At 64.8% G+C, this 14592-nt stretch carries 13 protein-coding genes; 5 read left to right on the top strand and 8 right to left on the bottom strand.

What is annotated here, in order from left to right:
• Entirely contained in the window at positions 1-306 is a 306-nt protein-coding gene (locus ASG29_RS16020; RefSeq protein ID WP_055986724.1) for a hypothetical protein, read from the bottom strand.
• A gap of 90 nt (positions 307-396) precedes the next feature.
• Between ASG29_RS16020 and ASG29_RS16015 the strand changes: the two genes are divergently transcribed.
• A complete protein-coding gene (locus ASG29_RS16015) occupies positions 397-1227 on the top strand; it encodes an aldo/keto reductase (RefSeq protein ID WP_082516248.1) in 831 nt (276 codons plus the stop codon).
• A gap of 99 nt (positions 1228-1326) precedes the next feature.
• On the opposite strand, the gene ASG29_RS16525 is transcribed toward ASG29_RS16015, so the two are convergent.
• On the bottom strand, positions 1327-1587 hold the full coding sequence (locus ASG29_RS16525; protein WP_082516245.1) for a DksA/TraR family C4-type zinc finger protein: 261 nt from the start codon (positions 1585-1587) through the stop codon (positions 1327-1329).
• 150 nt (positions 1588-1737) lie between these two features.
• Positions 1738-2511: an alpha/beta fold hydrolase gene (locus tag ASG29_RS16010; protein WP_055986721.1), complete on the bottom strand. Its 774-nt coding sequence runs from the start codon at positions 2509-2511 to the stop codon at positions 1738-1740.
• Positions 2512-2642: 131 nt separating this feature from the next.
• Here ASG29_RS16010 and ASG29_RS16005 point away from each other — a divergent pair, with 131 nt between their 5' ends.
• The gene (locus tag ASG29_RS16005) at positions 2643-3260 is read left to right on the top strand and encodes a 5'-methylthioadenosine/S-adenosylhomocysteine nucleosidase (RefSeq protein WP_055986718.1); all 618 of its coding nucleotides are present in this window, start codon (positions 2643-2645) and stop codon (positions 3258-3260) included.
• A gap of 91 nt (positions 3261-3351) precedes the next feature.
• Positions 3352-4479, top strand: a complete 1128-nt coding sequence (locus ASG29_RS16000; protein WP_055986716.1) for a dipeptidase — start codon at positions 3352-3354, stop codon at positions 4477-4479.
• A 163-nt stretch (positions 4480-4642) separates the two neighbouring features.
• Here ASG29_RS16000 and ASG29_RS15995 read toward each other — a convergent pair whose 3' ends face one another.
• Positions 4643-5545 carry a LysR family transcriptional regulator gene (locus ASG29_RS15995; RefSeq protein ID WP_235532972.1) on the bottom strand — a complete coding sequence of 301 codons (903 nt, stop codon included), beginning with the start codon at positions 5543-5545 and terminating at the stop codon, positions 4643-4645.
• Positions 5546-5593: 48 nt separating this feature from the next.
• On the opposite strand from ASG29_RS15995, the gene ASG29_RS15990 reads away from it, so the two are divergent.
• A complete protein-coding gene (locus ASG29_RS15990; protein WP_156458116.1) occupies positions 5594-7858 on the top strand; it encodes a S9 family peptidase in 2265 nt (754 codons plus the stop codon).
• A 92-nt stretch (positions 7859-7950) separates the two neighbouring features.
• On the opposite strand, the gene ASG29_RS15985 is transcribed toward ASG29_RS15990, so the two are convergent.
• The 4 genes from ASG29_RS15985 to ASG29_RS15970 are packed head-to-tail and all read right to left on the bottom strand — an operon-like array spanning position 7951 to position 13105.
• Positions 7951-9696, bottom strand: a complete 1746-nt coding sequence (locus ASG29_RS15985) for an N-acyl-D-amino-acid deacylase family protein (RefSeq protein ID WP_082516241.1) — start codon at positions 9694-9696, stop codon at positions 7951-7953.
• Between the two features lie 24 nt (positions 9697-9720).
• A complete protein-coding gene (locus ASG29_RS15980) occupies positions 9721-10482 on the bottom strand; it encodes an IclR family transcriptional regulator (protein ID WP_055986709.1) in 762 nt (253 codons plus the stop codon).
• On the bottom strand, positions 10479-11363 hold the full coding sequence (locus tag ASG29_RS15975) for a 3-keto-5-aminohexanoate cleavage protein (RefSeq protein ID WP_055986705.1): 885 nt from the start codon (positions 11361-11363) through the stop codon (positions 10479-10481). The genes ASG29_RS15980 and ASG29_RS15975 overlap by 4 nt, the downstream gene beginning before the upstream one ends.
• Positions 11364-11365: 2 nt before the next feature.
• Entirely contained in the window at positions 11366-13105 is a 1740-nt protein-coding gene (locus ASG29_RS15970) for an N-acyl-D-amino-acid deacylase family protein (RefSeq protein WP_055986702.1), read from the bottom strand.
• 495 nt (positions 13106-13600) lie between these two features.
• Here ASG29_RS15970 and ASG29_RS15965 point away from each other — a divergent pair, with 495 nt between their 5' ends.
• Positions 13601-14509 carry a LysR family transcriptional regulator gene (locus tag ASG29_RS15965; RefSeq protein ID WP_055986700.1) on the top strand — a complete coding sequence of 303 codons (909 nt, stop codon included), beginning with the start codon at positions 13601-13603 and terminating at the stop codon, positions 14507-14509.
• Positions 14510-14592: the final 83 nt, after the last annotated feature.

The raw sequence follows: 14592 nt of genomic DNA, 5'->3' as shown, positions 1-14592 counted from the left end.
TCAGGCTTCGCTAACGTCGGCCTGGAACTCGGCGAAGGCATCGCGGACTTTGGCAGCCTTCGCGCCGTCCTCGATGTCGACCGATACGCTGATAGGCCCGTGCAATGGTGCATCGCCGCGCGGCTCGGGACTGGGCGCGCCTGCATCTCCGTCGGAGCCCGCCTGTTCCTCGCCTGCGCTGTTCTCGTTGCCATCCGCAGCGATGAAGATGTCCGTTCGCTCGACGCCGTGCTCCTGCACCAGGCGCTCGACCGTCATCTCGGCCTCGCGCCGCGTCTCGAACGTGCCGGTTAGCGTCGTGCCCATGATCGTTCTCCCATGCCACCGACAGGGGCCGGGGTTGCAGGCATAACGCATGGCGAGGCATCGGGTCCGTCCACCAGGCGTTGGTCGCTGATGAAAACCGTTCGCTTGCCTGATGGCGCTGATGTACCCGCCCTGGGTCAGGGTACCTGGATGATGGCCGAGGACCCGCGGCGCCGAGGCGACGAGATCGCCGCGCTGCGTGCCGGCATCGACCTTGGCATGACCCTGATCGACACCGCGGAGATGTATGCGGACGGCGAGTCCGAGCGGCTGGTCGGCGAGGCGGTGGCTGGCCGACGCGACAACGTTTTCCTGGTCAGCAAGGCCTATCCGCAGAGCGCCTCGCGCAGCCGACTGCCCCGTGCGTGCGAGGCAAGCCTGGAACGGCTCGGCACCGACCGGCTCGACCTCTACCTCCTGCACTGGCGGGGCGGGGTCCCTATGGGCGAGACTGTGGAGGCGATGGAGCGGCTGGTGGATGCTGGCAAGATCCTGCGCTGGGGGGTCAGCAATCTCGATATGGCCGATATGGAAGAACTCGTCGCCGCCGGCGGATCTGCGTGCGCGACCGACCAGGTTCTCTACAACCTGACACGCCGCGGGCCCGAGCTTGATCTGCTGCCCTGGCTGGCGGCGCGGCGAATGCCGGTGATGGCGTATAGTCCCGTCGAACAGGGCCGGCTCGTCGCGGATAGAGGACTGCGTACACTGGCGAGCGAGCTAGGCGTTACGCCGGCACAGGTCGCGCTCACTTGGCTGATGGCGCGCGAGGGCGCGATCGCGATCCCGAAAGCCGGTACTGTCGACCACGTACGGGAGAATCGCGCTGCCGCCGACCTCGCGCTGTCGCCTGAGACTGTGGCTCGGCTCGACGGCATGTTTCCACCGCCGAGCGGTCCCGTGCCGCTTGCTATGCTTTAGGTCTGCCGGCTTCTGAACGAATGTCTGGTTTCAGATGGCGAAGTGGGGAGGCTAAACGGCGGGAACTGGGTCTAGTAAGACGACGGACTGCGTTTGCGATCAGCGCAACTGACTGTCCTTGCTGCCTCGCCGATTGAACCCGGCAGCTAGCGGCCGATCCCGGCCGCTCTGGCACGTCACGCAGGTTCGCACTCCAGCGATCGCGCGACGGCGACCTTCCGGAATATCGTCACCGCAGATTGCGCAGAACAGCTCGCTCGCCCCACGCGGGATGCTTGCTCTGGCTGCCAGCACCGCGTCGGCCACTGTGTCGTCGATCTGATCCTGGATTGCGCCATCGCGCGTCCAACCGCCGGCCATCTGCCTCTCCTCTCCGTATTATATCGGTACCGTGAGGCCACAATTCCATCGCGAGATCGCGAACAGGTGTTCGCCCGGGGGTGGCTCAGGTCGCACCGGCTATCGATTTTGTGGTCCGTAAAATTGCCTTCTTTGGCAAGAAGGGTAGTCTCACTTTGTTGCTTCCAGAATAACTGCCGTTGTCTCCTGTGGCATGTCCCACATTGGAAAATGACCGCTGTGCTCAAACCAGTGCAGGGTGGCGGAAGGAAACGCTGCGATCGCGCGGGTCGCCTGACGGGGCAGGCACAGTCGGTCCTGCTTGCCCCAACCGATGACGATGCGTTTCGTCGGATCGGCTGCGGGACCATCCTGTTCCGGGCCATCGGCAAGATCACGAACGAGGTAGTCGAATGTCGGCGTGTCGGTGATGCCGATCAGCTCGGTGCGCACTAACTCGGGCGACAGGGCGGAGGGCTTCGCTGACAATTGAGCCAACAGCGCCATACGTGCAGGTACACTGCGACTAATCGCCGGCAGGCGCGATCGCAGAATGCGCAGCAACTTTGCCGACAGGCCTATTGTGGTGCTGAAGAATGGCCGTTCCCAACCGCGCCAGAACCCGCCCGGATCAAGCGCCACAACGTTGCCGACTTTTCCTCGTCGTGCCAGCTCGAGCACAATTCGGGCGCCCATCGAGCTTCCGACGACATCGACGCCAACCAGATCGTGATCAACTAGATAGCGCTCAACGCTTCCAACCAGCCCAGCGAACGTGCCGCTATCATGCTCCGCCGGTGTCGCGCCATGGCCCGGTAGATCGATGGCAACCACCGATCGTTCTGCTGCCAGTCCATCCAGGATCGGCTGCCACGCACGCCAGCTGCTACCCAGGCCATGAATGAGCAGCAGCTGCTTTCCAGCGCCGCGGGTTACCTGATGCATATGAAGCTCCGTCCTGTTCGCAACGTCTAACGGCCGCGAGGGCGGAACGGCACCGGATCAGGGGCATTGACCCCTCGGGGCCAGCGTCTCTCGTAGCAGCGCGACTTCATGCTTACCGTCGGAGAGCCTCAATGAACCGAACAGCATCGAACCCACGCTACCTGTTCGTTATGGCGACGGAGCACGAGTATCGCGAGCATCTGCGCGCGCGCATCGAACCGTTGATTACCGGCGTCGGCCCGGTGGAGGCGGCGATCGGCACGACGATCCGGCTGGAACAGCTGCGGGTCGCGGACGCGTTGCCGGACCTCGTCGTCTCCCTCGGTTCTGCCGGCTCGCGCCGTTGCGAACTCGGCGGCGTGTATCAGATCGCCTCCGTATCGTGGCGCGACATGGATGCGTCGCCGATCGGCTTCCCACCCGGGGTCACGCCGTTCGCCGACCATCCCGCCACCATGGTCTTGCCGACGCCGCTGACCAACGTGCCGAGCGCCACGCTCTCGACCGGGAGCGACATCGTCGTGGGAGATCGCTACGCGGCGATCGATGCCGACCTTGTCGACATGGAGACCTTCGCGGTGCTGCGGGCGTGTCGACGCTTCGGCGTGCCGATGATGGGGCTTCGCGGCGTGTCCGATGGCCCGGGCGAGCTCGACGGTGTCGTGGGATGGACGGAACTCTTGCCGCTGCTCGACGAGCGTCTCGCGGCAGCGGTTGACCGCCTGCTCCTTGCCGCGCATCCGGAATGATGCTTCCTCGGTCCATCCCTCCGCATCACCGACGACGCGCTGTGGACGAGGCGCCCATCAGCCCCGATAAGTGATTCGAAGGGATTGCCCGATGCGATTGAATCGACGCGAGGCGGTGGCCGGCGGCATCGCGCTGGCCGGGCTGGCGAGCGCACCCGCCCGCGCGGCCGCGACCGGGTTTCCGCACGCTGCCTACGCTAGGGCGATCGTCCTCGACGGTCTCGGCGGCTTCAGCGATCCCTACGGCAAGGACGACGACGCGCGGTTCAGCGCGCGCGGTGCGGCGGAGCTGCGCCAGTCGGGTACCACGGCCATTCACCTCTCTGTGAACGAGGTGGGCAACGAGCCCGGCACGTGGGACAAGACGATCGCCAACATCGCGCAGCTCGACCAGATCGTCGCGGATAATGCCGATCTGCTGGTGCACGCGAAAAGCGTTGCCGACATTCGCGCCGCCAAGGCTTCCAGGCGGATCGCGCTCTACTACGGCGTGCAGGACACGAGCCTGATCGGGACCGAGCTGGATCGCCTCGCGCTGCTCAAGAGCTTGGGAGTTCGCATCGTCCAGCTCACCTACAACCTTCGCAATCTCGCTGGCGACGGCAGCCTGGAACCCGGCAATGCTGGACTTTCCAAGCTAGGCCGCGCCACCATCGCGCGGATCGAGAAGGAGAAGCTGCTGCTCGACCTTAGCCACGGCGGCCAGCGTACGATCGCCGAAGCGATCGCCGCCGCCACACGGCCGCCGATCATCAGCCACACCGGTGCCCGCGCCCTCAACGACAATCCACGCAACGTCGGCGACGCCGACATGCGCGCGTGCGCACAGAAGGGCGGCGTGATCGGCGTCTACTGGATGCCGTTCCTCGTGGCGAACGGCCGACCCACGGGCGCCGATCTGGTCGCGCACATGACCCATGTCCGCAACGTCTGCGGTGAGGATCATGTCGCGATCGGTACCGACGGCGTCATTGGCAAGACGGTGATCGACGAAAAGGTGCGGGCGGCGCAGCGCAAGGCGTTCGAGGATCGCCGCAAGCGCGACGTCGCCGCGCCGGGTGAAGGACCGGACGTGTTCACGATCGTCGCCGAATGGGACGATCACATGCGGTTCAAGCATCTGGCGGATGGGCTCGCGCGCGCGGGCTGGACGACCGGGCAGATCGAGAAGGCGCTCGGCGCGAACTTGCTGCGATTATACGGTGAGGTCTGGGTCTAATCGTATCGCATATCAATCGGCCGGTATGTTCAAATGTCCGTGATCTTTATCGGATTAAGATGAACGAGCGTCCGCTTGTAGAGGCCGGCCAATAGCCTTTAAGCGTCTGATTATGGGTCTTTTCACACGGTCCTTCAGACGAAAGCCTACATCGCTCGGAGGTCTACGCCGCTGGCACCGTCACTGACGGCCTGGCGACATCGAGAAAGCGTTGGACCAGTGGTGAAGCCAAACCTTCGCATCGTATCGTGGCGAGTTCCGCCCTGGCGTTTGTTCCGGTTATCGGAACGACCATGACTCCAGGAGGGCAATGCCGCGCCGCAGAGGACGGTGCGATCGTGATGCCCAGCCCGCTTTCGACGAGGCTGACCACCGTCAACCACGCGCTCGCTTCCTGGACGACCATCGGGGAGAACCCGGCATCGACACACGTCCCTATGATCGTATCGTGGAGACCAGGTGACGCCGCTCTCGGGAACAGGATGAACGGGCATCCCGCGAGATCGCCGGGCACGAGTGTGCCGCGTTCGCTCAAGGGGTGATCGACGGGCATGACGGCGATGAACGGCTCGCTGTGCAGCGGCTCGACCACGACGCCAGTTGCCCCAAGAGGAGCGCGAACGATCGCCGCATCAAGCGCACCGGCCCGAATCAGGGCCCCGAAATCGACGCCGTCTCGATCATCAAGGTGCAGCGTGACGTCGGGGAGTTGCTCACGTATCCGCTGGATGATCGGCGGGAGAATGCCGATCGCGGATGATGCAGCGAAGCCGATACGCAACGCGCCCGCATCGCCATTCGCCGTCCGTTTGACGCGATCGATCATGCGATCTCGATATGCGATCAGATCATAAGCAGATCGCAGCAGCTCGGCACCGGCCGGCGTAAGCGAAACGCGGCGGCTGGTGCGCAGGAGCAGCGGGGTGCCGAGATCACGCTCCAGCTTCAGGATCTGCTGACTGAACGGTGGCTGCGCCATGCCGATCCGTGCGGCAGCACGGCCGAAGTGGAGTTCTTCGGCAACCGCGACGAAAAGGCGTAGCTGGCGGATGTCGATCATGATCATTCCCGTCTTGATCGCGGCTCAACGATATATTGGTAGCGCATAAGCGACGTGCGCTACGTATCGCAAATGCTTAGACGATCATGTTCCCTCCTCATCGCCGCGTTCTTCTGGGTAAGCCCCGCCACCGCACAACGGTTGCAAGGGTATCAAGAGACCGCCGTTAGGATCGACCGGGCTCGCAGCGTCGATCGCTGGCCAGAAGCGATCCGTGACAGCCTCGTTCCGCCGCGGTGGCTGGCAGGCAGCGATCGGCTCGTTTTCTGGGATGCGATTGGGGCCACGGCGGGAACCTGGGTGCTGGTCGATGCCGTTCAGGGCACCCGAACGCCAGTGATTGAACCGTCAGCATTGCGGGCGCAATTGGCGACGCTGACGGGCAGGGACGCGGCCCTGCCGATGCAGATGCCCTTCGTTCTGGCACCCGGTGATCGCGGGCTGCTTTTCCGTCTCGGGCCTGACCGTTTCCGAATAGACTTTGACGACACGGCCGTTCGGCGGGTCGCAGACGACAGTATCGACACCCATCTACTAAATCGCGGCATGCCTTCGCCGCAGGGCGATCGGGTGGCCGTGCAGCAGGGCGACAGCTTTGCGGTATTCGATGCGGCCGGGCAAAAGCTGGTCACCAGAAGCGGCGAACCGGATCTTACCTGGACGCTGCCCGAGCAGCCCTGGTCGCCGGATGGCCGCCTCGCGGTGTGGCGGGTCGATCAGCGTGCCGTCCACCACATCCCGATCGTGGATTATTCCAACGCGACCGAGCGGGTGACGATGGTAGCCTATGCCAAAGTCGGAACCCCGATCGCAAAGGCTGAACTCCATATCCTTGATCCCATATCAGGCGCGCTGACGCTGGTGCCGCTGCCGCATGAGGAAGGGTATCGCTGGCTCGCAGGCTGGCGGGAGGACAGCACTGCGCTGGTGCTTCACCTCGCACGAGACGGCAAGCGACTGGACCTGCTTGCGATCGCGCAAGACGGCAGAGTCCGGCGTCTGCTGCGAGAGGAGCGACCGAAGACCAAGGTTGCAGACCTGAACTTCGCCACCGACGGCTGGCGCGCGCAAGTGGTACCTCTGCCCGGAGGCGAGTTCTTGTGGATGTCGGAGCGGGACGGCTGGCGACACGTTCAACGCTACGACAAGGATGGCCGATTCCAGCGCCAGATAACGCGTGGCGCATTCCCCGTGCTGCGCGTCGATCGTGTCGCGTCCGACGGTTCCCTTATCGTGACCGCTTCCGCGGATCCAGCTGCGCCTTATGACGAACGTATATACCGAACTGGCCGAGATGGGGGCACGCTTCGACCGATCGCCACCGAACCGGGCGTGCACACTGCCAACCTATCGCGCAACGGCCTCTACCTGGTCGACAGTTGGTCCTCCTGGACGAGCGCCCGCGTCCGCGAGTTGCGCCGTCTAGACGGTACTATCGCAATGCGGCTGACGACAGCCGATGCCACCGCGGTTCAGGCGGCGGGGCACACCCCGCCGGAACCGATCACCGTGCTGGCGGCGGACGGGATTACCGTTCTTCACGGCGCGCTTTACCGACCTTTCGGGTTCGATCCTGCGCTGCGCTACCCGGTCATCGCCTACATCTATGGCGGGCCGTTCGGCACCGTCGTGACACGCAACTTCACCGGTAGTTCGATGACCCGTAGTGCCGAGACGCTCGCCGCCGCAGGTTTTGTCGTGGTGGCGATCGACGTTCGTGGGAGTGCCGGGCGAAGCAAGGCGTTTGGGGACGCAACCTACGGCAGGATCGGTCAGAGCGAAGTTGCCGATTATGTCGGCGGCCTGCGTCAGCTCGGGGCACAGCGGCGATGGATGGACCTCGGACGCGTCGGTATCCACGGCCATAGCTGGGGCGGCTATTTCGCGATCCGAGGCATGCTGACGGCCCCCGACATGTTCAAGGCTGGCTACGCCGGTGCACCCGGAGCCCTTGACGAGGACGCGTTGGTCAACGAGCCCGACATGGGGCTGCTTCGCGACAATCGGCTCGGCTATGCTGCTGGCTCGAACCTTGCGCTTGCCGATCGGCTCACGGGTCCCTTGCGGATCATGCACGGCACTGCGGACGTCAGTGCTCCTGTCTCCAGCAGCATGAGGCTGATCGACGCGTTCATTCATGCGAATAAATCGGTGGAGCTACTGGCCATCCCGGGGGTCGGTCATAACCCCGAGGGGGCAGTAAGCGACTATTATCGCGACGATGTCGTCCGCTTCTTCATACGCACGCTCGGGTCATCAAAAGCAGCTGCTTCAGCCCCAAAATCTACAATCAGTGTCGATGAACGAACGACTGATTAGGAGATTAGATCTAGCGCGCGCCAGTGTCCGGTTCTGGGTCTTACTTGCGTGATGGAATTCCCCTTGTGCTGGTGTTAGGCGGCCTCGGCAGCTTAGTTTCTGAAGGGGCGTCGTCCTCTCACCAAGCGGCCTGGCGTGCGCCCGATCCATTCTCCGCGCTCGAAGGTCGGCGTACCGGACTTGATCGTCCAGCGGTATCCGTGCGGCTGCTGCAAGAGGCGGGTGCCGCCGGCGGGCAAGTCCTGCACGATCTCGGGCGGGGCGAGCGATAACTCGTCGAGCGCGATCACGTTCAGGTCGGCTAAGTAGCCCGGAGCCAGCACGCCGCGGTCGTGCCAGCCCACGTGCGCCGCGTTGCGCTGCGTATAGCCATGCACGAGCTGTTCAAGGGGGGCGGACAAGCCCGACTTATTGCCTTTGGACCATAGGGCAATAGTGGTCGTCGGGAAGCTGCCGTCGCAGATCGTTCCGCAATGTGCGCCGCCATCGGACAGGCCGTAGAGCGCGTGCGATCCCGTCATCATCCCGTGGACGTCGTTCAGGTTGCCATGCGCATAGTTGATGAGCGGCATGTAGAGCAGCCGCCGTCCACCTTCCTCCATCAACACGTCGAAGACATGGGCGGCAGGATCGACCCCCGCCCGGGCAGCTTCCGCAGCGATCGAGTCCGATTCGTGCGGCTCGTAGTCGACCGGATCGCTCATACGGAACATGCGGTTGAAACCACGGGTGATGAGCGCGATGAATCCCTCGCTCGCGTGGAAGGCCGCGTGCTCGGCCAGGATGGCGGCGCGCACATCCGGGTGCGCCAGCGCGGTAAGTCGCTCGGCAACGCTTTGCCCGGCGGCGATGCGCCGGTACGTCGCGCTGACAACGAAGGGATTGGTCGTCGACGCGAAGGACAGGATCGCACCGATCGGCCGCGGTGCCACCTGCGTGCTGACCGGTAGCCCGTCCGCCACCATCCGTTCGACTTCGCGATAGATGCCTTTCCACCGGTCTGGTGCGTCGTCGGTCTGCTGCACCGTGAACGAGACGCGCCGCCCGCTGGTGGTGGCGAGGCGGCGGATCAGCTGGAGTTCGGCCGCGGCGAAATCGTCATCGGCGGTCAGATAGGCGTCGGAAATCAGCTGGATCACGCCCGCGTCCGCGTCCCTCAAGGCGGCGGCGATCCCCATCAGTTCCGGGTCTTCCGCTGTCAGGGTGCCAATATTAAGCCCATCGCGGCTGCGATGCGCATGGGTTCGTGAGGTGGAAAAGCCGATCGCGCCCGCCATCATCGCCTCGCGCGTCAGCGTCGCCATCTGCTCCACCTCACGCACGCTGGGCCGCGCCAGATGGTCGCCCCCTTCATCCCCCATCACATAGGCGCGCAGTGCTGCATGCGGCAGGTGCGCGCCCAGATCGATCGTATATTCGCGGCGAGACAGGGCATCGAGATAGTCGGGGAAGCTTTCCCAATCCCATGTCAAACCTTCGGCCAGCGCCGTCCCGGGGATGTCTTCCACGCCTTCCAGCAGCTGGATCAGCCAGTCATGCTTGTCGGTGCGTGCCGGCGCGAAGCCGACTCCGCAATTTCCCATCGCGGCGGACGTGACGCCGTTGATCGACGATGGCGCCAGCACCGAGTCCCAACTCACCTGCCCATCGTAATGCGTGTGGATGTCGACGAAGCCGGGCGTCACGATGCACCCGTCGGCATCGATCGTCTCACGCGCGGTGCCTGCGGCTTCGCCGACCGCGACAATCCGTCCATCTGCCACGCCCACGTCGCCGCGAAATTGCGCCGCACCGGTGCCGTCGACGATGATACCGTTCTTAATGAGGAGGTCGTACACGGGGTTAATCCTTCCGTTCCGGTGTCAGGCGTCGGCGTCATCCACAACGGCCCGCAGGCGATGGGCGATGACACGGGGATCGGCGTGGTCGCTGGTGTCGAACAAGGCGGCGGCGATGACGTGGCGCAGCGGGCCGGCCCGCTCCAGCGGCACTGCCACGCCCAGGACACCCGCATTGACGTGCCCCCGGTCGATCCCGACCGCGTCGCGCGCGGCGGCGGTGACTTCGTCCTTCCATGCGGCATAACAAGGCGGTTTTGCCCAAGGCACTTGCGCAAAACCGCGATCGAGCTCCTCTTCGCGCCACTCACCGCGTGCAGCCACCAGACGCCCCATCGCGCCGAGGAACATCGGCAGCCGACGTCCGAGCGTGAAGGCGATGCGGATCGTCGCGCCGCAATCGGCGACGTGAAGCAGTTCGAGCTCGTCGCCGACCCGTCGCCACAGCCCGATCGTCGCGTGCAATTCCTGCGCGGCGGCCACCATGGCACGGGCGGCGCGCGTCACGGGGTCGTCGCGTTTGACGAGCGGAGCGGCAAGGTCCGCGAGGCCACTGGCCAGCGTGTAGCGCTTGGTGCGGCGGTCGAAAGCGACGAGCCCCTCGTATTCCAGCGTGCGCAGGATGTTGAGCGCTGTGGAGGGATTGATCCCTTCCTTGGCTACGATCTCGGTCAGGCGCAGACTGTCCTCATGGTGCCCCAGGCAGCGCAGGATGGCGATCGCCGCGGTGACCGCGCCGACCTGCTTGGCCGGCTCCGTCCGCTGGAGCGGCACCACGCTGTTCACCTCGGCAGGTCCAGAATCTGCGTGGCTTCGGCGATCGTCGCGACAGGGCGACCCGCCGCGCGAGCGAGGGCGACGACCTCGCCGATCAATTCCAGATTGTCGGGCTGCCGCTCTCCGCCAAAATCCTCTAGCCCGACGCGCACATGCCCGCCACGCGCGATCGCGAGCTCGGCCAGCCCGGTCTCCACCACATCGTCCCCGATCGCCGCCACCGCCCAGGGAAGGCCTGCTCCTTCCAGCAGCTCCAGATAGGCGTCGAGCGCACGTTGCGTCGGCGGCAAGCCGAAGGTGACGGCGCTGCGCTTGCCATCGAGGAAATTATATCGACCACCGAAATACAGCTTCACGAAGGCACCGCGCGGTAACCTGCCGGCCTGGTGATACGCCATCACGGTACGGAGCCAGCCGGGCTCATAGATCGCGATCGCGGGCGCCAGCCGTTCTTCGTCGTGCAGCGCTGCGAGCCAGGCGATGTCCCGGTACGAGGTTGCGTAGACGAACGAGCTTCCCGGCAACCCGTCCTCGCCATGCGTGCCCAGATTGACCGATCCGGGGTCGAACGCTCCCATTCTCACGCCGGCGCGCGCCAGTTCGCGATAGTGGCCGAACCGCGCCTCTACGTCCGCGCCGGTCGCTACCGTGCCCCAAAGGATCGCCTCCGGCCGCGCTGCCAGAATGGGGGCGAAGCCCTCCATGTAGCGCGTGACCGCCGCCTCGCCGGTCAGATCCATCCGCTCGATGTGCGTGTGGACGATCGCCGCTCCCCCATCGAATGCCGCCAGCGCGGCGTTCGAGATCTCTCCGGGGGTCACCGGCACGTTGGGGTTGCGTGACTTGGGCGTAGCGCCGTTCAGCGCCGCCTCGATGATGAGCGGTGACATCGTCAGGCCGCCAGTGCCTCGCGCGAGGGGGTGGGCGCCGCTTGTCGTCCGCGGATCAGCTTGCCCGGCAGCGCATCGGTGGGCTCCCCGTCCCGGTAGATCACCTCGCCCGACTTGATCGTCGCGACATAGCCGGTGGCCTTTTGCATCAACCGGCGCGCGCCAGTGGGGAGGTCGTGGACCATATACGGCTTCCCAAGCTCCAGTGCGTCAAAGTCGATGACGTTGAGATCGGCGAGATACCCAGGCGCCAGCACTCCCCGATCCTTAAGCCCCACCGCTGCCGCCGTGTCGCGCGTCTGCTGGCGTACCGTCGTCGCCAGGTCCAGGAGCGGCCCGCGCGTGCGATCGCGGCACCAGTGGGTGAGCATGAAGGTCGGCAGGCTGACATCGCAGATCGCGCCGACGTGCGCGCCGCCGTCCGACAACCCAGCCAGCGTGTCGGGATGCTCGATCATCGACTGCACGTTGCTGAGGTCGCCCTCGACGTAATTGTGCATGGGGAAGAACAGGAACGCGCGGCCCTCGTCCTCCAGCAGCGCGTCGTAGACGAGCTCGTCGGGGTGGACCCCCAGCCGCTCAGCCTCCGCGGCGATGCTGGTCGACGGGTCGGGCTCGTAATTGACGCGGTCACCGATGCGAAACATCTTGTGCTGCGCGCCCGCGACCGAGTTGACGAAGGGATGGTCCTTCAGCGGCGCTTCCGCGATGAGGCGCGCGCGCAGATCGGGGTCGCGCATCGCCGCCACCATCTCAGCCAGGGGCAGGTGCTGGATCGCCGCATAGCTCGGGCGGCTGATGAAGGGGTGGACGGACCCCTGAAGCCCCAGCATCAGCCCCACCGGACGCCCAGCGATCTGCGCCTTGATCGGATAACCCTCGGCCACTGCTTGCTCAAGCCGCCCGGTAAGCTCGCGCCACTGGTTTGGCACCACGTCGGCCTGCACCATCGAGAAGCTGAGCGGCTGGCCCGCAATCCGGGTAAGGTCGCGCACCAGCGCAAACTCTTCCTCCATCTCCTGAAAGTCAGACACCCACTGGATCACGCCCGATCCCGCGTCCGCTAGGCCGCGTGCGATCGCCTCCATCTCCTCGCGCGCGGCGCGGACGGTCGGGGTCAGATCGCCGTCGGCGGTGCGATGCACCATCGTGCGGGTCGTCGAGAAGCCCAGTGCCCCGTGGCGGATCGCTTCCGCTGTCAGCGCGCGCATCTGCTCGTTCTCGTCTGCGGTCGCCGGCTCGCGGTTGGCGCCGCGTTCACCCATCACGTAGACCCGCAGCGCGCCGTGCGGCACCTGAACCGCCACATCGATGTCGTGGGGAATGCGCTCCACGGCATCCATATAGTCGCCGAACGACTCCCACTCCCACGACAGCCCTTCGTGAAGCGCGGCGCCCGGGATGTCCTCCACGCCTTCCATGAGGCGGATCAACGTGTCGTGATCGCTCGTCCGCACCGGTGCGAAGCCCACCCCGCAATTGCCCACCACCACCGTTGTCGCGCCGAGCGTCGATGATGGATCGAGCCGCGAGGCCCAGGTGATCTGCCCATCATAGTGGGTGTGAATATCGACCCACCCCGGCGTCACCAGCTTGCCAGTGGCATCGATCTCGTGCGCCGCCGACCCGGTCATCATCCCCACCGCCACGATGCGGTCGTTCTCGATCGCGACATCGCCCCGGTAGGGCGCAGTTCCAGTGCCATCGACGATAATGCCGTTGCGGACGATCAGATCGTACATCGACTCTCTCCAGCTCTTCTTATCCGTTTCAACGTGACGGGCTGCAGCACGCGCTGCAATAAAATTCGCTATGCAGTAGTATATTCTCTTGGGAGAATAGTTGGATCCGGTGGCTTGCTACGGTCAGTGCGCCCATTTTGGCGTTAGCTTGCACGGCGCTCGTAATGACGTGTGCAGCGGCATGTTTCGCCGGTCCGCCCGGTCCGCTTTCCACCTACGGAGAGACGTCGCGTTTTCACGGTCGTCAACTGAATGAACGGCAGAAGTCGGAAAGCTGTCAGAGCGCCTCAAATGACCGGTTCTGGGTCCTTTCGGCCACAAAGCTGCCGGTCGCTTTCCCGACCAGACCCGGCCGTTCCCGAGCTAGTGACCGAACGACCGTTCTGGACAGGAGTCGCCGTTCGCGTGAGCATACGGCACCCAGCTTATCCATTGAGCAATGAACGTCATTCAGCCTCGTTGTGTGAGGATGCAGAGGATGGCATCTCCCGCGCGATGCACGTCAGCCGTTCTGATCTCGCCGACTTCGCCTATTTCCTGGCGCTGGCGCGGCACCGTAGCTTCCGCCGCGCCGGTCTGGAACTCGGGGTTAGCGCTTCAGCCCTCAGCCATTCGCTAAAGGGGTTGGAGACGCGGATCGGCGTCCGTCTCTTTAATCGGACCAGTCGCAGCGTCACCCTGACCGCGGCCGGTGAGGAGCTACAGGCAGCTTTGGTCGCCCCATTCGACGCGATCGACGAGGCGGCGGAGAGGCTGAACCGCTATCGGGACGATCCGGTGGGCCGGATCAGGTTGAATGTCATGGATCAAGCAAGCGCATTGCTGCTCGCGCCAGTACTCCCCGTCTTTGTCGAGCGGCACCCGCAGATCGCGATTGATGTTGCCACATCGAACCATCTAGTCGACGTGGTGGCGCATGGCGCTGACGCCGGCATTCGCTGGGGAGGCACCGTCCCCGAGGATATGGTCGCGCAGCGCCTGTCGGCGGACGTTCGGTGGGTAGTCGTCGGCGCTCCTGCCTATCTCGATCGTCACGGTACACCGACGCATCCGGGCGATCTTGCCGATCATCACTGCCTGCGCCTCCGGCTTGGCGATGAGAGCATCTATCACTGGGAGTTCGAGAAGGATGGCGAGGACATCGCAATCGATGTGCCCGGCGCGATCACGCTCAATGAGACGCAGTTTGCGCTGACCCTGGCCGTTGCCGGCACCGCGCTTGCCTATCTGCCTGAACCCTCCGTGATGCCGCTGATCAAGGCCGGCGCGCTGCGCATGATTCTTGCCGATTGGGCATCGTTCGGGCCAGGTTTCCACATCTATTATCCGGGCCGTCGGCAGTTGCCGACCGGACTGCGCCTCCTGATCGACCTCATTCGCGAGTTGCGTCCGCTCGGCTTGTAGAGCCTGGAATCATTGAGCTGCGCTCAACGCTTCATCGCGGCAACAGCGGGTAATCTGCGGCGGACCTGAGCCTTACATCCGTT

Origin of the sequence: Sphingomonas sp. Leaf412, from assembly GCF_001425405.1 — a bacterium.
Lineage (GTDB): Bacteria > Pseudomonadota > Alphaproteobacteria > Sphingomonadales > Sphingomonadaceae > Sphingomonas.
This window is presented reverse-complemented; position numbering and strand designations above follow the sequence as displayed.

Bases quoted from the DNA above. Each gene is read 5' to 3' on its own strand.
- ASG29_RS15975 (WP_055986705.1), bottom strand. From the start codon at position 11,363: ATGTCACCGCTCATCATCGAGGCGGCGCTGAACGGCGCTACGCCCAAG.
- ASG29_RS16010 (WP_055986721.1), bottom strand. From the start codon at position 2,511: ATGCATCAGGTAACCCGCGGCGCTGGAAAGCAGCTGCTGCTCATTCAT.
- ASG29_RS16000 (WP_055986716.1), top strand. From the start codon at position 3,352: ATGCGATTGAATCGACGCGAGGCGGTGGCCGGCGGCATCGCGCTGGCC.
- ASG29_RS16015 (WP_082516248.1), top strand. From the start codon at position 397: ATGAAAACCGTTCGCTTGCCTGATGGCGCTGATGTACCCGCCCTGGGT.
- ASG29_RS15965 (WP_055986700.1), top strand. From the start codon at position 13,601: ATGCACGTCAGCCGTTCTGATCTCGCCGACTTCGCCTATTTCCTGGCG.
- ASG29_RS16525 (WP_082516245.1), bottom strand. From the start codon at position 1,587: ATGGCCGGCGGTTGGACGCGCGATGGCGCAATCCAGGATCAGATCGAC.
- ASG29_RS16005 (WP_055986718.1), top strand. From the start codon at position 2,643: ATGAACCGAACAGCATCGAACCCACGCTACCTGTTCGTTATGGCGACG.
- ASG29_RS15970 (WP_055986702.1), bottom strand. From the start codon at position 13,105: ATGTACGATCTGATCGTCCGCAACGGCATTATCGTCGATGGCACTGGA.
- ASG29_RS15995 (WP_235532972.1), bottom strand. From the start codon at position 5,545: ATGATCATGATCGACATCCGCCAGCTACGCCTTTTCGTCGCGGTTGCC.
- ASG29_RS16020 (WP_055986724.1), bottom strand. From the start codon at position 306: ATGGGCACGACGCTAACCGGCACGTTCGAGACGCGGCGCGAGGCCGAG.